Origin of the sequence: Campylobacter sp. BCW_6889 (assembly GCF_001762535.1) — a bacterium.
GTDB classification, from domain to species: Bacteria; Campylobacterota; Campylobacteria; order Campylobacterales; family Campylobacteraceae; genus Campylobacter_D; species Campylobacter_D jejuni.
In genome coordinates this window covers 35,867-60,355 of record NZ_MJWZ01000076.1, presented here as the reverse complement: position 1 = coordinate 60,355, position 24,489 = coordinate 35,867, and the positions used below count along the sequence as shown (strand labels likewise).

Annotated in this window: 32 protein-coding genes and 1 pseudogene; 25 read left to right on the top strand and 8 right to left on the bottom strand. The window is 30.9% G+C overall.

What is annotated here, in order from left to right; all coding sequences use genetic code 11:
* Window positions 1-49: 49 nt before the first annotated feature.
* The 9 genes from AJ939_RS08745 (at window position 50) to AJ939_RS11010 (ending at window position 5,972) form a co-directional block, all read left to right on the top strand.
* Window positions 50-670, top strand: coding sequence for a phage tail protein I (locus tag AJ939_RS08745; protein ID WP_070276115.1), 621 nt, complete (start codon window positions 50-52; stop codon window positions 668-670).
* Entirely contained in the window at window positions 670-1,734 is a 1,065-nt protein-coding gene (locus tag AJ939_RS08740; RefSeq protein ID WP_070276114.1) for a phage tail protein, read from the top strand. Before AJ939_RS08745 ends, AJ939_RS08740 begins: the two co-directional genes overlap by 1 nt.
* Window positions 1,731-2,237: a DUF4376 domain-containing protein gene (locus AJ939_RS08735; RefSeq protein WP_002924980.1), complete on the top strand. Its 507-nt coding sequence runs from the start codon at window positions 1,731-1,733 to the stop codon at window positions 2,235-2,237. Before AJ939_RS08740 ends, AJ939_RS08735 begins: the two co-directional genes overlap by 4 nt.
* Window positions 2,234-2,605, top strand: coding sequence for a DUF1353 domain-containing protein (locus tag AJ939_RS08730; RefSeq protein ID WP_070276113.1), 372 nt, complete (start codon window positions 2,234-2,236; stop codon window positions 2,603-2,605). Before AJ939_RS08735 ends, AJ939_RS08730 begins: the two co-directional genes overlap by 4 nt.
* A 122-nt stretch (window positions 2,606-2,727) precedes the next feature.
* Window positions 2,728-3,741 carry a hypothetical protein gene (locus AJ939_RS08725; RefSeq protein ID WP_070276112.1) on the top strand — a complete coding sequence of 338 codons (1,014 nt, stop codon included), beginning with the start codon at window positions 2,728-2,730 and terminating at the stop codon, window positions 3,739-3,741.
* Window positions 3,742-3,751: 10 nt separating this feature from the next.
* Entirely contained in the window at window positions 3,752-4,942 is a 1,191-nt protein-coding gene (locus AJ939_RS08720; protein ID WP_070276111.1) for a phage tail sheath family protein, read from the top strand.
* Window positions 4,943-5,088: 146 nt separating this feature from the next.
* Window positions 5,089-5,604, top strand: coding sequence for a phage major tail tube protein (locus tag AJ939_RS08715; protein ID WP_002865794.1), 516 nt, complete (start codon window positions 5,089-5,091; stop codon window positions 5,602-5,604).
* A 10-nt stretch (window positions 5,605-5,614) separates the two neighbouring features.
* Window positions 5,615-5,851, top strand: coding sequence for a phage tail assembly protein (locus tag AJ939_RS08710; RefSeq protein ID WP_002789979.1), 237 nt, complete (start codon window positions 5,615-5,617; stop codon window positions 5,849-5,851).
* Complete coding sequence (locus AJ939_RS11010; RefSeq protein ID WP_002865793.1) at window positions 5,835-5,972, top strand: hypothetical protein; 138 nt, start codon at window positions 5,835-5,837, stop codon at window positions 5,970-5,972. Before AJ939_RS08710 ends, AJ939_RS11010 begins: the two co-directional genes overlap by 17 nt.
* On the opposite strand, the gene AJ939_RS08705 is transcribed toward AJ939_RS11010, so the two are convergent.
* Entirely contained in the window at window positions 5,959-6,189 is a 231-nt protein-coding gene (locus AJ939_RS08705) for a hypothetical protein (protein WP_002789978.1), read from the bottom strand. The two genes, AJ939_RS11010 and AJ939_RS08705, sit on opposite strands and share 14 nt — an antisense overlap.
* A gap of 29 nt (window positions 6,190-6,218) precedes the next feature.
* On the opposite strand from AJ939_RS08705, the gene AJ939_RS08700 reads away from it, so the two are divergent.
* From AJ939_RS08700 to AJ939_RS08680, 5 genes are all read left to right on the top strand, one after another.
* A complete protein-coding gene (locus AJ939_RS08700) occupies window positions 6,219-8,183 on the top strand; it encodes a phage tail tape measure protein (protein WP_070276110.1) in 1,965 nt (654 codons plus the stop codon).
* Between the two features lies 1 nt (window position 8,184).
* Window positions 8,185-8,559, top strand: coding sequence for a phage tail protein (locus AJ939_RS08695; protein ID WP_002789966.1), 375 nt, complete (start codon window positions 8,185-8,187; stop codon window positions 8,557-8,559).
* Complete coding sequence (locus AJ939_RS08690; RefSeq protein ID WP_002910020.1) at window positions 8,552-8,743, top strand: tail protein X; 192 nt, start codon at window positions 8,552-8,554, stop codon at window positions 8,741-8,743. The genes AJ939_RS08695 and AJ939_RS08690 overlap by 8 nt, the downstream gene beginning before the upstream one ends.
* The gene (locus tag AJ939_RS08685; protein WP_070276109.1) at window positions 8,737-9,705 is read left to right on the top strand and encodes a phage late control D family protein; all 969 of its coding nucleotides are present in this window, start codon (window positions 8,737-8,739) and stop codon (window positions 9,703-9,705) included. Before AJ939_RS08690 ends, AJ939_RS08685 begins: the two co-directional genes overlap by 7 nt.
* 101 nt (window positions 9,706-9,806) lie before the next feature.
* Window positions 9,807-10,670 (top strand): DNA adenine methylase, encoded by an 864-nt coding sequence (locus tag AJ939_RS08680; protein WP_070276108.1) that lies wholly within the window; start codon window positions 9,807-9,809, stop codon window positions 10,668-10,670.
* A 27-nt stretch (window positions 10,671-10,697) separates the two neighbouring features.
* Here AJ939_RS08680 and AJ939_RS08675 read toward each other — a convergent pair whose 3' ends face one another.
* The 4 genes from AJ939_RS08675 to AJ939_RS08660 all read right to left on the bottom strand — a co-directional run bounded on the left by AJ939_RS08675 (window position 10,698) and on the right by AJ939_RS08660 (window position 12,298).
* Complete coding sequence (locus AJ939_RS08675) at window positions 10,698-10,985, bottom strand: hypothetical protein (RefSeq protein ID WP_002865289.1); 288 nt, start codon at window positions 10,983-10,985, stop codon at window positions 10,698-10,700.
* Window positions 10,986-11,064: 79 nt separating this feature from the next.
* Window positions 11,065-11,259 (bottom strand): hypothetical protein, encoded by a 195-nt coding sequence (locus AJ939_RS08670; RefSeq protein ID WP_002843339.1) that lies wholly within the window; start codon window positions 11,257-11,259, stop codon window positions 11,065-11,067.
* Window positions 11,260-11,268: 9 nt separating this feature from the next.
* Complete coding sequence (locus AJ939_RS08665; RefSeq protein WP_002891469.1) at window positions 11,269-11,589, bottom strand: hypothetical protein; 321 nt, start codon at window positions 11,587-11,589, stop codon at window positions 11,269-11,271.
* Window positions 11,590-11,668: 79 nt separating this feature from the next.
* Window positions 11,669-12,298, bottom strand: coding sequence for a helix-turn-helix transcriptional regulator (locus AJ939_RS08660; protein ID WP_070276107.1), 630 nt, complete (start codon window positions 12,296-12,298; stop codon window positions 11,669-11,671).
* Window positions 12,299-12,477: 179 nt separating this feature from the next.
* Between AJ939_RS08660 and AJ939_RS11320 the strand changes: the two are divergent.
* A pseudogene (locus tag AJ939_RS11320) lies at window positions 12,478-12,996 on the top strand (hemerythrin family protein).
* A gap of 241 nt (window positions 12,997-13,237) precedes the next feature.
* On the opposite strand, the gene AJ939_RS08645 reads toward AJ939_RS11320, so the two are convergent.
* The 3 genes from AJ939_RS08645 to AJ939_RS08635 form a co-directional block, all read right to left on the bottom strand.
* Window positions 13,238-14,269, bottom strand: a complete 1,032-nt coding sequence (locus AJ939_RS08645; protein WP_002933934.1) for a Cj0069 family protein — start codon at window positions 14,267-14,269, stop codon at window positions 13,238-13,240.
* 78 nt (window positions 14,270-14,347) lie between these two features.
* On the bottom strand, window positions 14,348-15,244 hold the full coding sequence (sppA, locus tag AJ939_RS08640; RefSeq protein WP_044779363.1) for a signal peptide peptidase SppA: 897 nt from the start codon (window positions 15,242-15,244) through the stop codon (window positions 14,348-14,350).
* Window positions 15,232-16,461 (bottom strand): metal-dependent hydrolase, encoded by a 1,230-nt coding sequence (locus tag AJ939_RS08635; protein WP_070276106.1) that lies wholly within the window; start codon window positions 16,459-16,461, stop codon window positions 15,232-15,234. The genes sppA and AJ939_RS08635 overlap by 13 nt, the downstream gene beginning before the upstream one ends.
* A 90-nt stretch (window positions 16,462-16,551) precedes the next feature.
* Between AJ939_RS08635 and aroQ the strand changes: the two genes are divergently transcribed.
* The 10 genes from aroQ (at window position 16,552) to mnmA (ending at window position 24,487) form a co-directional block, all read left to right on the top strand.
* The gene (gene aroQ / locus AJ939_RS08630; protein ID WP_044779361.1) at window positions 16,552-17,031 is read left to right on the top strand and encodes a type II 3-dehydroquinate dehydratase; all 480 of its coding nucleotides are present in this window, start codon (window positions 16,552-16,554) and stop codon (window positions 17,029-17,031) included.
* A gap of 2 nt (window positions 17,032-17,033) precedes the next feature.
* Window positions 17,034-17,507 carry a 2-amino-4-hydroxy-6-hydroxymethyldihydropteridine diphosphokinase gene (gene folK, locus AJ939_RS08625; RefSeq protein WP_002851803.1) on the top strand — a complete coding sequence of 158 codons (474 nt, stop codon included), beginning with the start codon at window positions 17,034-17,036 and terminating at the stop codon, window positions 17,505-17,507.
* A gap of 10 nt (window positions 17,508-17,517) precedes the next feature.
* On the top strand, window positions 17,518-18,972 hold the full coding sequence (gene flhF / locus AJ939_RS08620; RefSeq protein ID WP_044779360.1) for a flagellar biosynthesis protein FlhF: 1,455 nt from the start codon (window positions 17,518-17,520) through the stop codon (window positions 18,970-18,972).
* Window positions 18,965-19,831: a flagella biosynthesis ATPase FlhG gene (gene flhG, locus AJ939_RS08615; protein WP_002854691.1), complete on the top strand. Its 867-nt coding sequence runs from the start codon at window positions 18,965-18,967 to the stop codon at window positions 19,829-19,831. Before flhF ends, flhG begins: the two co-directional genes overlap by 8 nt.
* An 18-nt stretch (window positions 19,832-19,849) precedes the next feature.
* Window positions 19,850-20,206, top strand: coding sequence for a hypothetical protein (locus tag AJ939_RS08610; protein WP_002854547.1), 357 nt, complete (start codon window positions 19,850-19,852; stop codon window positions 20,204-20,206).
* Entirely contained in the window at window positions 20,187-20,879 is a 693-nt protein-coding gene (locus AJ939_RS08605) for an RNA polymerase sigma factor FliA (protein WP_032603269.1), read from the top strand. Before AJ939_RS08610 ends, AJ939_RS08605 begins: the two co-directional genes overlap by 20 nt.
* The gene (gene fliM, locus AJ939_RS08600) at window positions 20,879-21,958 is read left to right on the top strand and encodes a flagellar motor switch protein FliM (RefSeq protein ID WP_002851710.1); all 1,080 of its coding nucleotides are present in this window, start codon (window positions 20,879-20,881) and stop codon (window positions 21,956-21,958) included. Before AJ939_RS08605 ends, fliM begins: the two co-directional genes overlap by 1 nt.
* Complete coding sequence (gene fliY, locus AJ939_RS08595; RefSeq protein WP_070210676.1) at window positions 21,955-22,797, top strand: flagellar motor switch protein FliY; 843 nt, start codon at window positions 21,955-21,957, stop codon at window positions 22,795-22,797. The genes fliM and fliY overlap by 4 nt, the downstream gene beginning before the upstream one ends.
* 68 nt (window positions 22,798-22,865) lie before the next feature.
* Window positions 22,866-23,471 (top strand): TIGR00730 family Rossman fold protein, encoded by a 606-nt coding sequence (locus tag AJ939_RS08590; RefSeq protein ID WP_070276105.1) that lies wholly within the window; start codon window positions 22,866-22,868, stop codon window positions 23,469-23,471.
* Window positions 23,471-24,487, top strand: a complete 1,017-nt coding sequence (gene mnmA / locus AJ939_RS08585; protein ID WP_070276104.1) for a tRNA 2-thiouridine(34) synthase MnmA — start codon at window positions 23,471-23,473, stop codon at window positions 24,485-24,487. Before AJ939_RS08590 ends, mnmA begins: the two co-directional genes overlap by 1 nt.
* Window positions 24,488-24,489: the final 2 nt, after the last annotated feature.

The following is a 24,489-nucleotide window of genomic DNA, read 5'->3' as shown; positions in this document are numbered from 1 at the left end:
TTGGGCGAACTTCGTTTGCACAAAGTGATAGCATAAAAAAGGCGGTGCTATGAACACTTTAATTTTAAATCATCACCCAAAACAAAGCAAAGCCATTGATTTAAGTGCTAAAACAAGATTTGAAGATTTAAATTTAGCTAGTATCACAAATCTAGCTCTAAATTGCGATGAAAGATTATTGCCAATTTTAGCCAATGCTTATGATGTAAGTATTGATGGTTTAAATGAAAAAGAAGCAAGAAAGCTTATATCTAAAGCCTTGCTTTTAGATAGATACAACGGCACAACTTGGGCTATAAAAGAAGCTTTAAGAGCCGTATTTCCTACTGCAGTGGTTAAAGAGTGGTTTAATTATGGTGGAAAGCCTTATTTTTTTAAAGTTAAAGTAAGCACAACTAATGTTAGCTTTGATGAAAGAACGCTTAATACTTTAGAAAGACTAATTTATGATTTTAAAAATGTTAGAAGCGTTTTAGAAGCAATTGAAATAGAGATTGAAAGTAAAAATGATAGTTTTAATGCTAGTGTAGAAATAAGTGGAGAAACTATAGAAATCTTACCTTTTCAAACCACGCAAATTGAAAACAATCAGAAACCAAGTTTAAATGCAATGGGTGTTTTTATTTGTGAAATAACAAGAACTAATATTGATTTTAAAGGAGTGTATTAATGGCAAAAAGTGAATACTATACCATACTAACAAAAATTGGCATTGCTAAATTTATTGCCGCAAGAGCAAGTGGAAATGGTATCAATTTAAAAAGCTTTAAATTAAGTTCAAAAGTTATTTTGCCCAGTGAAGAAATGCAAAGCTTAGAAGAGATTGTATATGAAGCTAATATTAGTAGCAAAAGTGTGGATGAAAGCAATCCAAACTATGTGAATTTAATGTGTCATGTGCCAAGCGATGTAGGGGGATTTGAAGTTAATGCAGTAGGCATTTATGATGAAGCAGGAGATTTGCTTGCAGTTGGAAATGTCCCACGCACTTATAAACCTATCTTAAAAGAAGGCAGTGCTAAAGAGCTTATGATAAAAATTGTCATGGAGCTTTCTAATGCAGAGGAAGTTATTTTAAAACTAGATCCTAGTGTAATCATGGCAAGTCGTGATTATGTGGATGCTATTAAAATTGAGCTTGAACTCAAAATTGAAACCTTGAAAGAAGAATTAAAAGCTTTGATTAACACCAAGGAAGACAAGGGTGTAGCGGCTAATTTGGATAAAGCTTTAAAAACAGAATTAACAAAGCTCATCAATAAAAAGGAAAATACAGGAACTGCCGCTTCTTTAGATGCACAATTAAGAGATGAATTAATAGCTTTAATCAATAAAAAAGAAAACATAGGCGTAGCAAAACAATTAGTGGATGCTTTAAAAGAAAAAATTCCTAGTCTAGCTTTATTGAATAATATAGAATTATTATCATTGATAGGTTTTGGTGTTTATCTTGATGGAGATCCTTTAACTAAGGCTCATGATATGAGAAGCAGAGTCAATTATACAAATACAACAGGGCTTACAATTCCTGTTACTATACATACTATACTATTGAGGGTGGAAGCAGATGTAGATGTGATTGTAAACAATAAAAAAATTACTACACTTAGACCAAATTCTCAAATTACATTAATATTAAAACCTAATGATATTTACTCAATTTTTACTTTAGCTAACCCAACAAATGTGTTGGTAGAAGCACGTCTTTTAAATCTTAATAGGAGCCATATATGAAATATTTTATAGACAAAAACGATAATAATCAAATTTATGCTTATGAGGATGAAGTGAGCGATGAGCAAATTAAAACAGGCTTAACACCTATTAGCGAAGAAGAGTTTAACTCTTTAATAAATCCTCCTAAAAGCGAAGAAGAGCTTTTAAACGAGGCAAAAGAGTTAAAAATCAACGAGATTAATACAAAAAAAGAAAATATTCTAAATGGTGGATTTTCTTTTAAAGGTAAAATCTATCAAAGTTCTAATGAAGATCAGTTAAGAATTAATGGAGCAGTAACCAATGCTCTTGTTAATCCTAATTTAATTCCTTATATTGATTGGATTGCGCTTGATAATTCAACTACAAGATTTAGCGTAGATGAGTTTAAACTCTTTGCAAGTAGCATGGCTTATTTCGTACAAGAAACTATTTTTAAAGCAAGTGCTTTAAAAGAAAAAGCTAGAAATGCACAAAGCAAAGAAGAACTTGATTTAATTGTTTGGGAGAGTGAAAAATGACTAAAACAGAATTAAAAAGGGTTTTCGTAAAACCTTATGATAAAGATAGATTTGAAGTGATACAAGATTATGAGTTTATTTTGCCAAATTACAAAGGCATTGTACCACAAGGCTTTAAAACGGATGGAGCAAGTATCCCACGCCTTTTTTGGTCTTTGTTTCCACCTTTTAAAAGCGAGTATTTTAGTGCTTGTGTGGTGCATGATTTTTTATGTGAAAAAGCAAACTCTAGAGCTGATTATAAGACAGCTGATTTAGCATTAAAAGAAGCTATGACTTTGCTTGGATGTTCTAAGTTTAAAATCTTTGTATTTTATCATTCTTGCAATCTTTATCATGCAATAAAATGCTTGATAAAAGGAAAATAAAAAAGGTGAGCTACCCACGCAGTGGGACGGGGGCTTTCTCAAAGAGAGTGCAAAGCACAAGAGTAAAAGCGACTTTGGGCGGATTTTATTCGCACAAAGTGAAAGCATAAAAAGGAGTTAAAATGAAAGATTATGGAATTTCTTTTATTCCAGATATTAATCAAGGCTCAAAAGAGCCAAGTGAACCTATAGTTAGTGATAAGCTTAATGCTCAAAAAGTTAATGAGCTTATAGATAAAAAACTAAAGCTTTTTAAAGAAGAGCTTGTTAATAAAGAGGAGCTTAAAAGTCTCATTGAGGAAATTTTACAAGATCAAAATTTCCAAAATACAAACATAAAAATATCAAAAACCCCACCTAACTACAATACACAAGCTAAAGTAGGAGAAATTTGGGCGGTTGTAGAAAGTAAAAAGCAATTATTTATTTGCACTGCTAATGATAATGATTTTACAAGCTGGGTTGATTTACTAGGAGATGGTAGCAATGATATTGCCCCTAAAGAAAAAATCATCATCACATTTGATAACACTACCACAGGTGGACAATATGGGGGTTGTATGAGTGATTTAAGACTTGGTTTTGAAAATGGTTTTGCTACTCCAAATAAAGTTCAAGATGAGTATGAAAACGCAAAATTTACTATGACTAAAGATGGTAATGGTCTTAATAGAAGCGATTTTACTATAGATTCTAATCCTACTCCTACAGATAATCAAATTGTAGGAACGATTAAAACAAGTGGGATTTATCAAGAAACCTATCACAAAATCGCCCATGTGTTTAAAAAATATAATGGTGGTTCTGATGAGTGTTGCTTATGGTCTAGTTCAGGAAGTAGAGAGGTAAGCATAGAACTTGAAAATACGCCAATGCCTAATAAGCTTTTTGCTAGAGGTAATGGATATTATGGTCAAACAGAAATTACCAATGTAAGAGTAAAAAAATCCATTTTTATAGGTGAGCAAGAAATTCAAAGTGAAGATTTTAATGTTGAAAAGTTAGAAGCTAGTTCTGATACTTATGGAGATTATGCCTTTTTATTTGAAATTTCTAAACAAGATCAAATTGTTATGAAAAAAGAGCTTAATTTAAATCCTAAAAAAACAAAAAATACAAAAAATGTAAAGAAATAAGGAGTGAATAATGACAGCAAATTATGGAGTTAATTTTAATATTAGTAATGGTGCAGCAAGTCCTATTAAAGTGCAAAGTGATACGCCTATAGGTATTGCTGGGGCTATAAAAGGTGCAAGTAAAGAAATGATTTACACAAAGGCTGGTTATGAAAGCGTGGATAGCTTTCCAATCTTTGCCTTTTCAAATGTAAGCAAAGCAAAAGAATTTGTAAACGATTTAATCAAAGAAAATAACTTACAAGATTTTAGACTTTTAGATACTTTAGAATGTATCAATCTACAAAATGTAAGTAATGTAATTATTATTAGTTTTTTTGAAGAAAGCGAGGAAAGTGAAAACACTTTAACCAATATTGTTAATGCCATAGAAGCCTTTAAAAAAGCCAAGCATAAAACAGGCTTTAGCCCTGATTTAATCATTGCTCCTTATTACTCACATGAAGCAGGAGTAAAGGCTAAGCTTGAAAGTGTGGCAAGTTCTATGAATATCACAGCTATTGTAGATCTTTACGCTACAAATGTTGGTGAAGCTATTAATGCAATGGAGGCTTTTAGCTCCAAAAGATTAATTGCCACTTGGCCACAGGTTCAAATCTTAAATACACAAGGAAAATACGCTTATGTTCCACAATCTCCTATCATCGCAGGTTTAATAGCCCATACAGATGGGGATAAAGAATATGGCTTTAGTGATTCTTACTCAAATAGAGTGATGAATGGGGTTACTGGCACAGAACATTTTATAGAGTTTATCAATGGCTTTGATTGTGATGCAGAAAGATTAAGAAATGCTCACATTTCAACTTGTATTTTAGGTGAAGGTTATCGCTCTTGGGGTGGGGAAACTAGCCATGAAGATACGATTTGGCAAGATTTAGCTCGTGTAAGAACTTTTGATCGTATAGCCCTAGCAGGACAAAAAGCAGCTTTTAAAGCTATTGATAAAAAAGCAAGTGAATTATATTTTATAAAAATCAGCATTGAAGAATTGCTAAGAGATTTAAAAGGAGCTAAGGTTTTAATTGGCTATGAGGTAAGCTGGGATGAAGAAAGAAACACAGATGCCAATGTGAGTGCTGGTAAGTTTTATCTAAATATAAAAATGATGAATAATCCAATCGTTAAACAAATCACTTTAGAGTTCATCTACTCTGATGAATGGGCAAGTGATTTGATTAAAACTATTAGTGCAGAGTAAAAGGTGGCTTTTGGGGCTTTCTCACAGAGAGTGCAAAGCACAAGCTTAAAGAGAGTGTAAAGCACAAGAGAGGGGTCAAGGGGATGAAATCCCTTGTTGTAAGGTGGAATTTACTTCCACCGCGAAGTTAAAAGAAGGAGAATAACATGTTTAATAAAGTACCTCAAGTAATTGAACAAGCAAATTGTTTTATAGATGGGTATGGTTATGCTGGGGTAGCAAGAGATATTACTTTGCCTATTATAGAACAAGAAGTATTAGAAAGCAAAGGAGCGCTGAGTGCAAATTATGGCACGGGTGTATTTAAAGCAATGGAATGCTCTTTTAAAATTAGTGAGATGGGAGAACAAGCTTTTGAAGCTTTTGGAGTAAATACTTTTTCTAAAACAAAAATCCCACTTGTTTTTAAAGCAAGTATTCATCAAAGCGGATCAGGAAAACAAGTGCCTTTTGTAGTGGAGTTAAATGGAGAATTTACATCTATGACTCCCCCTTCTATTGTAGCAGGTGGCGAATTTACAAGTGAAATAAAAATCAATGTGCATTTTATAAAAATCACAATGGATGGCAAAAGACTATTTTTAGCTGATATAAAAAATCTTATTCTAGAATTTAATGGCATTGATAAAATGGCAAAAGTAAAAGCAAATTTAAGTCTATAAGGAGAAAATTATGTCAAAAATAATCAAATTATCAAATGGAAATGAAGTTAAATTTAATCCCCCAACAGCTGGGATGTTGCGTCGTTCTATGGATATGCAAAAAGGCGAAGGTTCGAGAGCTTTTTATATGATAGGAGAATGTACTAATATGAGTTTAGAAGAGCTTGATAATTTAAGTCTTGAAGACATTACTCTTTTAAGCAATGAATTAAACAATTACCAAACTCCCAGTGGGAGCACTGAATAATGAAGCTATTGCGTTAATAGCTCATTATTTGCATTTTTCTTATAGTGAAATTATGAGTTTAAACATAAAAGATTATCTTGAATTTTTAGATATTAGTTTAAAAATCGCTAAGAGTGTTTAAGCTTAAAAAAACAATAGATAAAGGTTACAATATAAAGTATTAAAGAAAAAAGCACAAAAAATGAAGTGATATTAACAAAACCTGCTAAATAATCATCACTTAAAAAAGAAAGCATAAAAGCGACAAAAATACCGAGTGTTAAAAAGGCTTTAAAAACGATTTTAAAGTTTTTTAAAAAGATGATTTTAGCATTAAAAGCATTGTCTATTTTTTTCATAAATAGATTTTACAATAAAAAGGAAAAATATGCAAGATTTAGGACTTAGCTTTGGTATATCTTTAGCCTTTAAAGGCTTTAAAGAATTTGCTAAAAACACTGAAGCTTTAAAAAAGTTTAGTGCTAATTTGGATCAAAGCAATAAAAGTGTAAAAGCCTTAAATAAAAGTATTGATGCATTAGAAAAATCCAAGGCAAAGATTAAAGCAATAGGTGAAAAATTTAGTGCTTTAAAAGGTGAGCTTATGGCTAAAGGCGCAAGTGCTTTAGCTATCGGTGTGCCTGTAAAAATCAGTGCTAATCTTGAAGATGATATGAATAATATAAACGCCTTTTTAAATACAAATAATGAAAGTTTAAATCTTTTACGAAAAAATTTTTTAAAACTAAGTTCTAATATAGGAATGAATGTTAATGAGCTTACTAAATTGGGTGAAGCAGGAGCAAGGCTTGGGATAAAAAGCGAAAGTGAGCTTTTAAAATTTAGCGAACTTGGTGCTAAGTATAGTAAAGTCTTTAAATTAAATAATGAAGAAAGTATTAATTTCATGAGTAAGCTTTCTAATATTTATAAATTAAATACCAAAGATATGCAAAATCTTGGAGATAAGATAATTGGTGTAGCTAAAGCAAGCAATGTAAGTGCTTCAAGTGTTGCTAAGATAATGAATGAAGTAGGAGGCGATGCAAAGCTTATTGGTATGAGTGCAGAGGGTGCGGCAGCTTTAAGTGCTGCTTTTGCAAGTGCGACTAAAGATGAAGGCGAAGCGATTGGAACTTTTAAAGCAATGACTAGCGTTATGAGTAATTTAAATAATGCAAGTGATGATATGAAAACCAAGTTTTTAAGCTTGGGGCTTAGTACAGAACAACTAAGTGCTTATTTTAAACAAGATGCAAGCGGTGCGGTTAAAGTACTTTTAAATCAGATAAAAACCTTACCAAAAGATGAGATGGTCTCTTTTTTAAATTCAGTTTTTGGGACGGGTGCTGCAGGCATGATGCAAAATTTAGTCGACAATACAGATAAGTATGAACAAGCTTTAAAATCTTTAAAAAATACAAAAATGGGTGCTTTAAATAATGAATTTAAAAAGTTAGGAGACTCCACTAACACAAGCTTTGCAAAACTTAGTGCCAGTATGGCAAATCTTAGTGCAAGCATAGGCGAAGCTTTAGCACCTGCTTTAAGCTTTGTCATGGATAGTATCTCATCTTTGATTAACTTTATTAGAGAGATTATTGATGCTTTTCCAAATTTAAGTAAAGTTATAGGTACCTTAGTAGTTTCTTTAACTATAGCTAGTGTGGCCCTTAGCGCTTTAAAAGTAGGATTTTTGGTTGCAAAAATTGCAGGAGCGCAATTTGCTTTTACGCTTAATGCTATAAGAACTGCTTTTAATATATTAAAAATCGCTTTTTTAACCAACCCTATAGGGCTTGTTTTAATGTCAATTGCCGCCATTGCAACGCTTGTTATCATGAACTGGGATAAAGTTAAAACCTTTTTCATTGGATTTATAGATAAAATTAGTTCCGTTTTTAGCGGATTTGGCGAGTTTTTTAGCTCTTTATGGGGTGGTTTATTTAATTGGTTTGCTTCTAAGTTTGAATGGTTAAGCAAAGCATTTGCAAAGATTAAAGATATAGCTAAAAGCGTGGCCTCTTTTTTTGGTTTTAGTGATAATGATAAAAAAGTTGATGGAGAAAAATATCAAAATTTACAAAATGATAATTCTAGAACCCATCATGGCATAGTAAGATCAGGTGCTCCAAAGCATGAAGCAAGACAAGCTGAAATTGCCGCTTTATCCAAAAGAAGTGATATTTCTAAAAAAAATGAAATCAATGTAAATATTAATGGAACTTTTAATATAAGTTCAAATAATGGAGTGTTTGATTTAAAAGCTTTCGCAAAAGAAGTTGAAAATAGTGTTTTAAGTGCATTAAATAAAAATGCAGATAAAAAAGTGCAGACAACAATTTGGGGTTAAAATGATATTTTGTTTAGGTGAGTTTGAGTTTGAAGCTTTAAATGTAGATGAGCTTGAAAAAAATTATGAATACGGCATTAGAAGTATTGAACGTATTAATAATCATAATGCTTTAATCAGCGTTGCTAAAGCAAATGAAAGTATTAAAATAAGTGGCAAAACTTTACCGCTTAGTAAAGATAAAAACACTTATTTAGATACTTTAAAGCAAATGGCTTCTCAAAATAAAAGCTATGCAATGTGTAGTGCCAGTGGAGTTTATTTTGGAAAATTTGCGATTTTAAGTATCAGCGAAAAACAAAGTGCTTTTTTAGAAGGCAGTGGCTTTTTAACACAAAGTTTTGAACTTAATTTACAAAGGGATTTTGATGAGTGAGATTTACATTGCAAAAAACAATGAAAGGCTTGATAGTGTGGTTTATAAGCATTATGGAACGCTTTTGTATTTTGATCAAGTTTTATTAGCCAATCCAAAATTAGAGCCTCTTTTAAAAACAGGAGATAAAGTGATTTTGCCTAATATTGAAATTCAAGAAAACAAGGAAGAAACTTTATGGTAAATCATCCTAGTTTTAAGATAAAAGCAAATGATAAAGATATTACACAAAAGATAAGTCTTAATCTTATTAATCTAAGCTTTGATGATAAGGCCAAGGATGAAAGTGATGAGATAAGCATCAGTTTAAATGGACTTTATGCAAGAGCTCCTTTTGGCGATAAGTTAGAGCTTTGGCTTGGATTTGATGAAAAACTTTTTAAATGTGGTACTTTTAGCATTAATAGTTTTAGTAAAAATTATAGCTCTAAAACAACAGATATTAAAGCTACTGCGATTAATTTCGCTAGCAATATTAAAAACAAAAAATCAAGGACTTGGGAAAATACTAATCTTGCAGATATTGCTTTAAAAATTGCTGGGGAAAATAATTTAAAAGCAAAAACAAATAATGCAAACAAAGCTTATATCAAACATGAACTTCAAAACAATGTAAGCGATATTGAGTTTATTTATACTCTTTGTGCAAAATATGGCTTTTTAGCTTGCATAAAAGAACAAACTCTTATCATCATAGAGCAAAAAGAGGCAGCACAAGAGGGTGTAAAGGGTGGTGGAAAACAAGAGGGTGGCATTAAATATACTTTAGATATAAGCGAACTTAGTGATTTAAATATCAGTATTAAAAATCGCAATGATTATACAGGCGTTAAACTAACTTACCAAGATATAGAACAAGGCATTGTTAAAAGCGTTTTAAGTGGCAATGATAAGGGTTGTGTTTATGAGCTAAAGATTGCTGGAGTAAAGAATGATAGTGAGGCACTAAACTTGGCAAATGCTAAGCTTAATGCTTTAAATAAAGGCTCTTTTGAAGGAAGTTTTAGCATGGTAGGGAAAAATATCAAAGCAGGAGCGAATTTAGAAATAAAAGGCATTGATGAAAAGGTTATTTTTAGTATTAAAGATGTAAAACATGACTTTTCTTTGAGTGGATATACTATAAGTGTTAATTTTGAAGGGTAATAAGGAAGACTAAAGCCTTCCTTTTTCTAAAAACTAGCAAAAGCATTATAGCTTTATTTTTAAAGACTAGCTTTTTAAATTTTATTTTGAAAGGAGTTTGTATGAAAAATAATACAGACAAATTTCTAAAAACTAGCACACTTATTAAACCTACAAGAACTACGCTAAAAGCTCCGTTTTCCAGCTTCGCAAATGCTACGCGTAGAACTACGCTAAAAGCTCCGTTTGCTTGGGTGGGTGGTAAAAACTATTTAGCTAAAGAAATCATCGCTTTAATGCCTGAGCATAAAAGCTATATTGAAGTCTTTGGTGGAGCTTTAAGTGTTTTTTATCAAAAAAGCGCTTCAAAAATAGAAGTCATTAACGACATTAACGACGAGCTTATTAATTTACATCTTTGTATAAGAAATAAACCCCAAAGCCTAGCAAATGTGCTTAATTCTATGATAATAAGTAGAAAAATCTTTCATATGCTTAAAAATAAAGAAATTAAGCCAAGAAATGACTTAGAAAGGGCTGCTTTTTATTTTTATCTTATCAGTACTTCTTTTGGTTCAAGCATGGGACATTTTGCTATGAATAAACAAAGAGCACCAAAGAGATTATGTAGGGATTTTAGCTTACATACAAAAAGACTTAAAAATGCCAGTATTGAAAATAAAAGCTTTGAATATATTTTAAAAGAATATGATTACAATGAAGCTTTATTTTATTTAGATCCACCTTATGTAGGGACTGAGAATTATTATAAAAACACAGGAGGTTTTGGGCTAAAAGAACATGAACTTTTATGTAATTTGCTTAAAAATATCAAAGGTAAATTTATGCTTTCTTATAATGATTGTGAGCTTATAAGAGAGCTTTATAAAGATTTTAATATTAAGGAATTAAAAGTAAGGTATTCTTTAAATAATAATGTTTTAAAAAGAAAAGAAAGTAAAGAGCTTTTGATTATGAATTTTTAAAAGCTAAGAGAGTAAAAATACTCTCTTTTATTTTAGTAAAGAGCTTAAAAACTTTAGAGCTTCTTTGCTAAAATCTTTATTGCTTTCTTCTAGATACTCTTTATCTAAAATAGCACCGTATTTTAATAAAAGTAAAATCGCTCCAAAATTATTATGAGTTATTGCATAAAACATAGGTTCTTCGCCCATGCATTCTTTAGTTGCACTCATACCATTTTTAAGATATTCTAAAACAAGTTCATTGTTATGGTTGCAAATAGCGTTTATAAAAGTCTTGCTAAAACCTTTTTTGATATCTACTATTACTTTACTCATCTTATCTCCTTTTGTTTTGATAAGACAAGATTAGCTTCGCTTGGCTGAATGTGTGCTGTTGTTTGACATCTTTTTGAAATCAATTTGTATTAACCCAATCTTGCACCACATTTAATAAATGATTATAATCACTACTCATGGCTTCTTTTTGAAATTTACTTATTTCTTCTTTGCTTACACCTGCTTTTTTTAAAGCCTTGCTTACTCTTGCTAGAATACTAAAAGCATTGCCATCTTCGCCAACTAATTTCACATAAACATTAGGATATTTCATCTTTTCTCCTTAAAATTCACAAAAGGTACTTTTTAATTCGTATCTTTGTTTTTCATTATTGTATTTAACTACAAATTTTCTACCTATAATATATCTTTCAAACAAAGGAACTTGTATAAGACTTTTATCTTCATTCATCTCAAATCTTTTAGCGATTGAATAAGAGTTTATGCCCATATTATAAATAGTCATAAGCTCTAATATATTATCCCTAGCAAGATAATCTTTTTCTTTTAAAAGCTTTTTGTACAAAATCCTAAATTCACTCTCTAAATCTTGTATGATTTTTTCTTTTAATTCTTTATCGGTGTAATTTTTGATATCTTTCATGTTTATCTCCTTTTTGATAGAACAACCTTGTGTTTTACACTCTCTGTGAGATTAGCTTGACTTAGCTTATTGTGTGCTGTTACATCTTAGAAAGTTCTCCAATTACAACGCCAATTAGCAAAAAATCTCCATTTTTATAAAATATATCTTTATATAAAGGATTTAAAGAGTGTAAAATCACTCCATCATCTTGTTTTAAAACTTGTTTTATAAAAAGTCCATCTCTAGTGTTAATCACACAAATGCTTTTATTCTTAAAGGTTTTATTTCTATCTATTACACAAATACTTCCATCTTTTATAAGTGGCTCCATGCTTTCTCCATAGCAGGTGATAAACTCACATTCTTTATCACCAAAAAAGTTTAATAGTTTTTCATCCATAATAAGCTCAGAGCAATCTATTAAATCATTTATTCCACCTCCGCCTAAACTCGCATTTGTTTTATAAAGCTTTAAAATTCTATATTTATTCTCACATTCTAATTGATCTTTAGGAGAGACACCATAGAAAAAATAATTAATGCTTATATTCCTCCCATTTAAAAAGTTTAAGATTTGTGGATAGGGAATAGAGTTTCTAAATTTCATGGAATTAAAAGTATCAGGATGGATGCCTAATTCTTTAGCTATATCTTTTGTTTTTAAATCACGCTTACCTTCACTTGCAAGTATATCTTTTAATTTTTCAATCACTTCTTGCATTTGCATTTTAAATCCTTTGATTTTAATTTCAAAGAATTTAAACATAAAATTTCAAAAAGCAATTAAAAACTTTTGATTTGAAAGGTTAAAATATAGATGTGAATTTCGTGTTAGAAATCAAAGTGAAAAAATAAGACTTTGATTTTAAGTGTCAAATGACTTTGATTTGTAAAGCGGTTTTATAGATTGACATTCAACACCAAAAACTTTTTGAACTTGCAGACAAGGTTGAAAGTGCTGTTTATAAATTTGTAAAACGAGAAGAACTCAAAGAAATTTTAATAGAACTTTTTAACTACATGAAAGAACATTTTAACAATGAAGAACAATACATGCATAAAATATCATTCATGATATGTCTTATCTTATGCAAAACATAAAAACCATCAATGATTTAAAAGAGAATCTTTACACAGTTTCTAAAAAATGGCTTTTAGAACATATACTCTATGAAGATATGAAAGTTGAACAATATAGAAGTTCTTCTTTAGATTCTGAAGATGATGGAAAGTAAGCTTTGAAGAAGTCAAAGAAGAAAAAGATGATGAAAATGCAGTTTATCTTTATACATGCGAATGCGTAGGACAAATGTATGATGTACCTTTTGGAATTCATCAAAAATTCAACTTAAGGGTGTAAAATTTAAATGTAAAAAATGTAAAGAAGCCATACAGTTTTATAAAAAATATTCAGAAAATTTCTAATTAACTATTTATGCGTTAAAATAATAAATAAAGTATAAGTTAGTCAAAGAAGGAAATTTAATGGATAAAAAATAAAATATTTTATTTTGGATAAATTTGACTATTCCTATCCTATACTAACCAAAGATACAAAATGCTCATTTTGTGAAAATTTTTTCCCAATAGAATATAGCTCAAACTTAAAAACAATAGAAAAAGAATGTCCATTTTTCAATAATAAAATGGACATTAAACTTAAAAACTAAGCCTTAGTTTTACTTACAATATTAATAATATTTGAAGCCACTTCATCAGCAAGCTCTAAATGAGAAGTAAAGCCTACACAAGAACAATTAATCTCGCCTAAAACATATTTATCATTGCCCTTTTCATCAGTATCTAAAATAAAATCAGCCGTCCAAATCAATGGTAAGTCGTAATTGCCTAATCTTTCCCTTACCTTAGGAAGCTCGCCTAAAAACATATCCACCAAAGTTTTCCAATCTTCTGGCTTATCATAACGATATTTTGCCCCACTAAAAAGCGTAGCAGAAAAAGCATCGGCATCTTCGGCTGGTTTTTTATGTACTACATTTACAGGAGTGTTATAAAGCATTAAAAGTCTGATTTCACCTTCTTTAATGCGCGGTAAAAAAGTCATATCCACAAGCATACCATTATCACCTATGATATATTGCTCACAAAAATCCATAAATTCCCCAAGCTCTCTATGTTCTACATGATTATCCTTAGCTTCCGTACACTTGATTTTTGTGTTTAAAGGCAAACTATCTCCACTAACGCTACCCTCTACACTCACACGCCAAATTCCCTCTCCTGTAGAGCCACGATTTTGCTTTAAAACCCTTTCACCTTTAGCCAAACTTTTTGGAAAATTTTCTTTAAAAGTCTTAATATCATAGTAAGCATAAGTATCGCTTGGAACAAGATCAGTATCTGCTAATTTTGTAAGTGCATCTTTAGCACCATAACCTATCATAGCATCAGGATGAGGCATACCTACAAGCTTATCAGCACAAAGTTTTCTTAACATATCAAAATACTCATTTTCTTCTTTAAGATTGCCAGGATTGATGCGAGAAACATAACCATCAAAATTTTCTTTCACATATTTGTAAATTTCATCTTTTTTACTCACTTCAAAAAAAATCACCTCAGCATTCCAACCCTTAGCTTTTAAGGCATTTACCATAGGTATAGTATCTTTTCTATAACCATCTTCACCTTTATCACTCCCACCTTTAACTTCAAAAAAAACAATATTTTTTTTCATTATTTTACTCCTTATCTAAAATATAAATAATTATTGCATAAAAATATTACAAAAATTAAATAAAAATATTTATATATTTTATCTAGCGTTTATAAAACTGCTATTAGTCTTATAAGCGATTTCGATTAAGCTTTTACTTATCAAGTTTGATGCTTGTCCTTCTAGGCGGTTAAGAAATTTATCAATCTTATTTTCTTCTTTCCAAACGGGATTTGAAACATTAGCAAGTTTTTCAAGCTCCTTTTTAGCATTTTCATAATTACTAAGCTCATCTATAAGACCAAGCTCCTTAGCCTTGGCAGCTAAAAACACTCTTGCATTTGCCCATTGATCTTTTTTGTTAAGATCTAATGCTCTTTCCTTAGCAACAAAACCTGTAAAAAGATCATAACTTTGATCAATTAAACCCTGTAAAAAATTTCTTTCATTCTCATTCCAAGCTCTTGCAAAAGTTCCAGCACTTTTAAATTCACCTGCTTGAATAGTTTGTTCTTTAATACCGAGTTTATTAGCCAATCCACTTAAATCAGCTCCTTGCATAATCACACCGATAGAGCCTATAAAACTTGCCGGATTGGCTAAAATTTTATTTGCTCCAACTCCTGCTAAATAACTTCCACTTGCCATAGTTCCGCTTGCATAGACAAGCACAGGCTTTTTAATTTTTAAATCCTTTATAGCTAGAGCTAGTTCCATACTAGGAGCAAAAGCTCCACCAGGAGAGTCTACAACAAAAAGCACTCCTTTGATATTGCTATCATTTTTAGCATTGATAATTTTTTCTAAAACCGCAGAGCTATCAAAAATTTCACCCTTTAAATCAATGCGTTCTAAATTTGCAAGATTGGAGCTTGAATTTGCACTAGACATTAAAATCCATATAACAATCAACAATAAAACAAAGGTTTTAAAATAAGTATTGATAAATTTTATTCCACACCCTAAAGCCTTAAAAAATGATTTTAAAATTTGCATTCTTTTCCTTTTATAAATAATTTATCCACTTCCTTAGCATTTAAAATAAACTGCAAAGGAGCTTGCTTTTTATCACATTCTCCTAGCTCAAATACGCTAAAATCAGCAATTTTACCTTTTTTAAGCTCTCCTAAATTTAAATTTAAAGCCCTTGCAGGATAAAGTGTTACCATTTGCAAAAGCTTAGAAGCTAACTCCAATAAATCAAAATTCTTATGTATAAGCAAATTCGCGCGCATTTCATCAAGTAAGGACAATGAAATATTTGAGCTAAGTCCATCGGTTCCTAAATGGATATTCAATCCACTTTTTAAAGCTGTTTTTAAATCTAAGCTTTTTTGACTTAAAAGGCGATTTGAAAATGCGCAATGTGTAATAGAATGTAAATTCTTATCTAACCATTCATATTCTTTTAGATAAACACAATGTGTAAAAAGAGTCCTTACTCCTTTAAAGAGTTTAGCAAAATCCTTTGCTGTATAAAGAGGCTTAGGGTGAAGTGTAAAATTTTCAAGCCATTTTTTAAAACCCCCTTTAGACTCTCTAAGCCAGATATTTTCAGTCTTACTTTCTAAAAAATGCGTACTAACTAGTAAATTTTGCTTTTTAGCTAAATCAAGAGCAAAATAAGCCAAACTAGGATGAGTTGAATAAGGAGAATGAATCGAAATTGCTGGAATAAAAAAATCATTTTTAAATTTCAAAGAATTTTCAAATCTTTTTAAAAATTCTTGTTTTTTATCTTCAACTTGATTTTCATTTGTACCCAAAATTTCATTAAAAAATACTATACGCATACCCTTTTGACTAGCCTTTAAACAAGGATCTAAATCACTCCCAAAACTTGAAATTTCACCTATAGTGCCTATACCGCTTTTTTGCATTTTTTTAATGCTTTGAAGTATTAATTCTTCTTTGGCCTGTGCATTTAACATAGAACGAGAATTTATAACACTTTTAAGCCAAATTAAAAATTCTCCAAAATGTAAAGTTGTTGAATTTGCACTAAATTCTAAGTGTGTGTGAGGATTTATAAAAGCAGGTAAAATAACCGAATTTTTAGGTGTTTTGATGATTTTAGCCTTGGGATATTTTTTTCTTAAATTATCCAATTCACCCAATTCTAAAATTTTATCTTCAAAAACAAAGGCTTGATTTTCTAGTATTGTAAAATCTTCATCGCATAAAAAAAGATATCTTGCAGCAGCTATAAACACGATTTTCCTTTCAAAAATTACATTGTAGCAAAAATTTATTTTTAAAATGTTATAATAAAAGGTTAAAAATAAATTTTTAAGGTTAAATCCATGAAAATAATGATTATCCAAGGCCCAAATGTTAATATGCTTGGCGTAAGAGAAGTGGGAATTTATGGTGCTATGAAAATGGAAGAAATTCATGAGCAAATGAAACTTGCAGCATCGCAAAACAATGTAGAACTTGACTTTTTCCAAAGTAATTTTGAAGGTGAAATCGTAGATAAAATTCAAGAATGCCTTGGAACAGTTGATGGAATTATTATCAATGCAGCAGGTTATACTCATACTTCAGTAGCTATTCGCGATGCTATTGCAGCAGTAGCTTTGCCTACAATTGAAGTGCATATTAGCAATGTTTATCGTAGAGAAGAATTTCGTCAAAAAAGTCTTATAGCACCTGTATGTTCTGGAACTATTGTTGGTTTTGGTCCTTTTGGCTATCACTTGGCTTTAATGGGCGTAATTCAAATTTGCGAACAAATAAAAAATTTGCGCGCGATGCAACAAGCACAACAAACGAATAAATAATAATGCTAAAAATTCAAGGAGTAAAACACTTTGAAAAAAGTCGTTTTTTTCCTTTTTTTAGTCAAAATATACGATCTTTTAAATATTTAGCCCTTATAGGCTTAGGAAGCAATATAGAACCTGAAAAAAAAAGATTTGATATGCTTTTTCGAGTAATGATGGATGATAAAAGATTTAAAATTTTATCCACATCTCCTATGTTGATAAATGAAGCCTTTGGTTTTAAAGAGCAAAAAGATTTTACCAATGCTGTTATGTTGATACAAACTAATTTGCATGCACGAGCACTTTTGAAAGTTTTACTTTATTATGAAGTAAAATTTAAACGCAAGAGAACTTTCAAAAACGCTCCTAGAACGCTTGATTTAGATCTTTTATACTTTTCACAAAAAGTCAAGCGTGATAAGTGGTGTGAGGTGCCTCATAAAGGGGCTAAAGAAAGAGTGAGTGTAATTTTGCCTTTAGGCATGATATAAGGAATATAATATGGGACAACTTATACATACTTTTACTGTTGAAGATACAGAACAAATTATACCCAAAGTAAAAGAAGATTACGGAGATAAAGCTTTAATTATAACAAATAAACAAATTCGTCCTAAAACCTTAAATCGCAATGCACTTTATGAGGTTATGGTAGCCATAGAAGAAAGCGACTATGAAGAACACTTAAAAAAACAAGGGAAATCTTTACCTGCAAAAAAAAGCTCGCCAAAACCATCTTCTACCTCTCTTGCAGAAGAAAAAATTAGATCTCAAATCCCTCAAGAAGATGAAGATGTAGTCTTGGATTTCTCAAATACTCGCTTAAATAGAAATTTAAACACTGTAAAAAACAATGACTTAACTAAAAAAACCTATCAAGATTTTCCACAAAACAAAATCAACCCTCATCAAAATAAGACTCTAGACTTTGATGATTTTAAAGAAAAGCTAAGTGAAGTTAGTAATGAAATTTCTAAAGTCACAAACACACCTTTAGAAAATTACACCCCTAATCTAAATTATAATAAAAAAATAGAAAATTTTGAAAAGCAATTTGAAAAACAAATCAACAAGCTTAACGATAAAATAGATCTTCTTGCAGATATGATGTGGGACGATAAAGCCGAAGCTAGAAAAAATCTTATGATACCTCCTGAATTTGCAAGTATTTATAAACAAGCCAAAGAAAGTGGAATGCTTGAAAATCATCTAGAAGCGATTATGAAGGCAACTATAGAAAATATGCCAGCTGCTATGAAAACCAACAAAGATGCGGTTCAAAGATATTTTCACTCACTTTTAAGAAATATCTTGCCTTGTCGTGTTGAAAGCGATATAAAAAAACAAAAAATCATGATGCTAGTAGGCCCAACAGGAGTCGGAAAAACAACAACCTTAGCTAAGTTAGCTTTTCGCTATGCTTATGGAGATAAGCGTTATAAAACAGGTATTATTACGCTTGATACTTATAGAATCGGTGCGGTTGAGCAACTTTTTCAGTATGCAAAAATGATGAAACTTCCTATTATTGATAGCATAGAACCAAAGGATTTAGATGAAGCGATAAAAAGCTTAAATAATTGCGAAGTAATTTTGGTTGATACTATAGGAAATTCACAATACGATCAAAGTAAACTTTCTAAAACTAAAGAATTTTTAATGCACTCAAATGCAGAAATTGATGTAAATTTAGTGGTTTCTGCAAACACCAAACATGAAGATTTAATGGAAATTTATAAAAATTTTTCATTCTTAAATATTGATACTTTGATTATTACTAAATTTGATGAAACAAAGGTTTTTGGAAATATCTTCTCTCTTATTTATGAAACGAATATTCCTCTAAGCTTTTTCTCTACAGGACAAGAAGTGCCAGATGATTTAGAAGTAGCCAATAGTGATTTTCTAGTTCATTGTATTTTAGAAGGGTTTAATAAAGGAAAAAATAATGAATAACCAAGCAAATAAACTTCGCAATCTCATGAGTCAAAATGGAACCAAAAAATCCCAAAACACTCATTTTATAGCTATTACAAGTGGAAAAGGTGGCGTTGGAAAAAGTACGATTAGCGCAAATCTAGCCAATGTTTTAGCAAATAATGGCTATAAAGTTGGGCTTTTTGATGCTGATATTGGCTTGGCAAATTTGGATGTCATTTTAAATGTACGCATACAAAAAAATCTCTTGCATGTTTTACGTGGAGAATGCTCCTTGGAAGATATTTTAATAGAAGTTAAGCCAAATTTATGGCTCATCCCAGGCGAAAGTGGAGATGAGATTTTAAAATATAATGATAAAAATATTTACGAGAGATTTTTAAATCAAGCAAGTATTTTAGATGAGCTTGATTTTCTTATTATCGACACAGGCGCGGGTATTGGTGGAAATATTTTAAATTTTTTAGAAATGGCTGATGAAGTTATAGTAGTAACTGTTCCTGATCCTGCAGCAATCACTGATGCGTATGCAACCATAAAAACAACTTCTAAGACAAAAGAAAATTTACTAATGCTCTTTAATGTTGTAAAAAATGAAAATGAAGCTTTAAAAGTTTTTGAAAATATTAAAAAAGTTGCAGATGCAAACATTAAAAATCCTTTAAATTTAGAATTCTTAGGTCATTTAAGCGCTTCTAAAGATGTAAGTGGTAGTATTAAAAAAAGAACTTTATTTAGCGATGAAAACACAGCCTCAAGTGATGAGCTTAAAGCCCTAGCTTCCAAGCTTTTATATAGATTGGAACGGAAAGTGCTTGATAATGTTTCAAATCGTAGTTTTTCAAGTTTTTTTAGAAAAATTATTGAAAGATTTTAGCAATAAAGAGAAGAGATTATGAGGCCAGAAAATTACGTAGCATTTTTCACTGTTTGTGGATTTTTTATAGGACTTGCATTTAGCATTATTAGTATAGATGAAGCCTTTGATATACTGATTTTTACTTGTTTTATTACTTTTATGTTTTATGTTTTTGTTCATATTGCTATTATGAATTTTATAGATGTAAAGAAAATTAGTGGCAGAATCTTTAATAAACACGATTATGAAAAAACTAGCAATAATATTATCAACGATTTAGTTATTCGTGAAAAGAAAATGGATATAATTTTAGAAAAGCTCAATGAAGAAAGAGAAGAGCTAAAGAAAAATGAATCCAAAGAAAGACGAAGAAATGCTAAAAGAGCCGCCTAAAGCTTATGCACAAATGCTAAAGAAAGAGCAAGATGAGCTTGTGCTTTCTTACATGCCAGCCCTACGTGCTATGGCTTTTAGACTAAAAGAACGCTTGCCTTCAAGCATAGATGTTAATGATCTTATTAGCATAGGCGTTGAAGAAATGATAAAGCTTTCACGCCGTTACGATAAAGAACAAAATGATAACTTCTGGGGTTTTGCAAGAAAAAGAGTTAATGGCTCTATGCTTGATTATCTTAGAAGTCTTGATGTAATGAGTCGCAATAATCGCAAAATTATTAAAGATATTGATGCAATCATGGATGAATATTTCCTTGAGAATGAATGCGAACCTGATGATGAGTATCTAGCCAAAAAACTTGATTTAGATGTAGAAAAAATCAAAGAGGTAAGAACAGCTCATGCTATTAGCTATACCCTGCCCATCGATGAGCAAATCGAACTTTATAACGAAGACAATACTTTAGAAAAAATTGAAAAAGAAGAACTTTTAGAAAAAATTCACAAAGTGCTAGATGATCTTAAAGAGCGCGATCAGTTAATTATTCAGCTTTATTATTATGAAGAATTAAGCCTAAAAGAAATCAGTGAAATTTTACAAATCAGTGAAAGCAGAATTTCACAAATTCACAAAAAACTCCTTAAAAAACTTAGAGAAAGGCTAGTGTAATGGCTGAGATACTTTCCCAAGAAGAAATTGATGCCCTGCTTGAAGTTGTCGATGATAACACCGACACACCCATAGCCTCAAATTCAAAAGATGAAAAAGATGAAAGAAATATCGTTGTATATGATTTTAAGCGTCCCAACAGAGTTTCAAAAGAACAACTTAGGACAATCAAAGGCATACATGATAAATTAGCAAGAAATTTAGCCTCTCAAATTTCATCGATGATGAGAAGTATTGTTGAAACTAAACTTCATTCAGTCGATCAAATGACTTATGGAGAATTTTTAATGTCTTTACCAAGTCCAACAAGCTTTAACGTTTTTTCTATCAAACCCTTAGATGGAAACTGTGTTTTAGAAATCAATCCAAGCATAGCTTTTCCTATGATAGACAGGCTTTTAGGTGGTCAAGGTGATAGCTATGAAGCTTCGCGTGAGCTTACGGATATTGAGCTTAATTTGCTTGATTCTATTTTGCGTATCATTATGCAAAGACTTAAAGAAAGCTGGGCTACTGTAACTGAAATTTATCCTAGTATTGAAGCTAAAGAATCAAGTCCAAATGTTGTACAAATCGTATCTCAAAATGAGATTGTTATCATGGTGGTAATGGAAATCATCATAGGAAATTCAAGCGGAATGGTAAATATCTGCTATCCTGTAGTGCATTTAGAAAGTATATTAAGCCGTTTGGCAAACCGCGATATTATGATGGGTGAAACCTCAGCCAAAAAATCACGTAACAAAGAACTTAAAACTTTAATCGGTCGTGCTGAAGTGGTATATGAGGCAATTTTAGGAAAAACCTTAATTAATGTTCATGAATTTTTAGAACTTAAACAAGGCGATATTTTAAGGCTTGATAGAGAAGCAGATGATAAAGCTATAGTAAGCATCGATAAAAAAGATGTTTTCTTAGCACAAATTGGATTGCATCGTTTTAGAAAATCTATTAAAATTTTAGAACTCATACGCACAGATAAAGATGAAATCAAAGAAATTTTGGAAAAATACGAAGAAGAACGTAAAGCTAAAGCTAGTGTTTATGATGAGCCTGAAGAGGAGGATGAAGAAATATGATCAATGATTTTTTAAAAATGTTTACAAATGAATGCATCAGCACCATTGAAGGTTTAACAGGAAAAAGTGCTGAATTTAGCGAATATAAAGAATTTGATGTCAATGCAAGTGATACTTTAAAAGCACCTTTAGTGTATGCTATATTTGATATAGCAAATGGTGGAAAAATAGGAATTTTAGCTGGTGCTGTTTTAATGAGTGCTATTGGTGAATGGATGATGGGTGAAGAAGAGATCACCAAAAACGATAAACTAGGTCCTGATGAAATGGATGCAGCTAAAGAAGCTATCCAAAACATCGTTTCAGCATTTTCTACAACCTTAGGAGCCCAAAAAGACATTCCAAAAATGGATTTTAGTATAGAATCTTGTGAATTTGTGCCTGAAAGCGTAGATTTTAAAGATTTTAAAAAATTATTTTTATATGATGTAAAAATAGGCGATTTAGAAGAACAAGTTTCTTTAGCCATGGATCAAACACTCCATAACATCCTAAGCGGGAAACCTGCTGAAACAGGAAATGTAAGCACTGATTCTAATCACAATACTGAAGAAAAAACAATCATGCTTAGCGAAGAACTTAAAAATATCAATCTTATCATGGATGTACGCTTACCTGTTCGTGTGCGTATAGGCAATAAAAAAATGCTTTTAAAAGATGTTTTAACTATGGATATAGGTTCAGTTGTAGAGCTTAATCAACTTGCAAATGATCCGCTTGAAATTTTAATCGGAGATAAAAGAATTGCTTATGGTGAAGTAGTAATTGTCGATGGTAACTTTGGTGTTCAAATCACAGAAATCGGATCTAAAAAAGAAAGATTAGAGCAATTAAGATAAAATTACTCTATAAATTTAAAAAAATTAGCTATAATCATTTTTTATAGTTTTGCTAAAAAAGGTATTTGATGGATACAAAAATCATAAAAGATGTTGAAAAATTTGAAAATATACCCGAACTAGAAAAGGCTGTTACTTTTTTTGGTTCAGCAAGACTTAAAGAAGATAATTTTTATTATCAGCAGGCTAAAATTTTGGCACAAAAATGTGTTCAAAATGGTTTTTGTGTGATAAGCGGTGGAGGAGGAGGTATTATGCGTGCAGCCAACGAAGGTGCTTTTTCACAAAAAAATAATACAAATTCAATGAGTTCTGTAGGGTTTAATATATTTTTACCTCACGAGCAAAAACTTAATGATTTTGTAGAATATAATATTACTTTTGAGAGCTTAGCCATACGCAAAATGGCTCTTATTGAAAAGAGTCTAGCTTTTGTGATCTTCCCGGGCGGCTTTGGAACACTTGATGAATTGTGTGAAATTCTTACATTAAAACAATTAGAATTTAAAAAAGATGTTCCTATTGTTTTGTTTGGGAGTGAATTTTGGCGAGGTTTTGATGAGTTCGTCAGAAATTCTTTGCTCAAACTTGAAGTGATTTCTAAAGGAGATGAGTTAAAGTATAAAATCACTGACGACTTGGATTTTATAATTAATACTTTAAAGGAAATTTAATGAAAATTCTAGTCGCTATGAGCGGTGGAGTTGATAGTACAGTCACTGCTTATAAACTTAAAAATTTAGGTCATGAAGTTATAGGTTGTTATATGAAGCTTCATGGCAAACCAAATTACCACGAAGAAAATATCAAAAAAGTAGAAAAAGTTGCAAATTTTTTACAAATTCCTTATCATATTTTAGACTTACAAGAAGATTTTAAAAACAAAGTTTATATGCCTTTTGTAGATACTTATAAAGAGGGTAAAACACCAAATCCTTGCGCTTTATGTAACCGTTTTATCAAACTTGGAAAACTTTTAGAATTTGCTAAAAGTTTAGGTTGTGAAAAACTTGCCACAGGACATTATGCAAGACTTGAAAACAACTTAATAAAAACCGCAGTAGATGAAAGCAAGGATCAAAGCTATTTTTTAGCCAGTGCAGATAAAGAAGCTTTAAAATATCTTATTTTTCCGCTAGGCGAAATGAAAAAAGAAGATGTGAAAAAATTTGCTTCCACTATAGAGGTTTTAAAATCTTTTGCCACTCAAAAGGAAAGTTCTGAAATTTGCTTTGTTGAAGATACTTATGTGCAAGTTTTAGATCAATTTATGGATACAAAAATTCCTGGAGAAGTATTAGATAGCAGCGGAAAAGTAGTAGGCAAACATGAGGGCTATATGCACTATACTATAGGTAAAAGAAGAGGCTTTGAAGTGCGTGGGGCACATGAACCACATTTTGTTTTAAAAATCAATCCCAAGCAAAATCAAATCATCGTAGGAACCAAAGAAGAACTTAAAATCAGTGAATTTAAGCTAAAAAATATCAATCTTTTTATAGATGCTAAAGAGCTTGATTGCGAAGTAAAAATCCGCTATCGTTCAAAATCTACACCTTGTAAGGTAGAAATTTATAAAGATAAAAGTGCAAAAATCACTCTAAAAGATCCTGTTTATGGACTTGCTAGCGGACAAATGGCAGTCTTTTATGATCATGATAAAGTCATAGCAAGCGGTTTTATAGAATAATT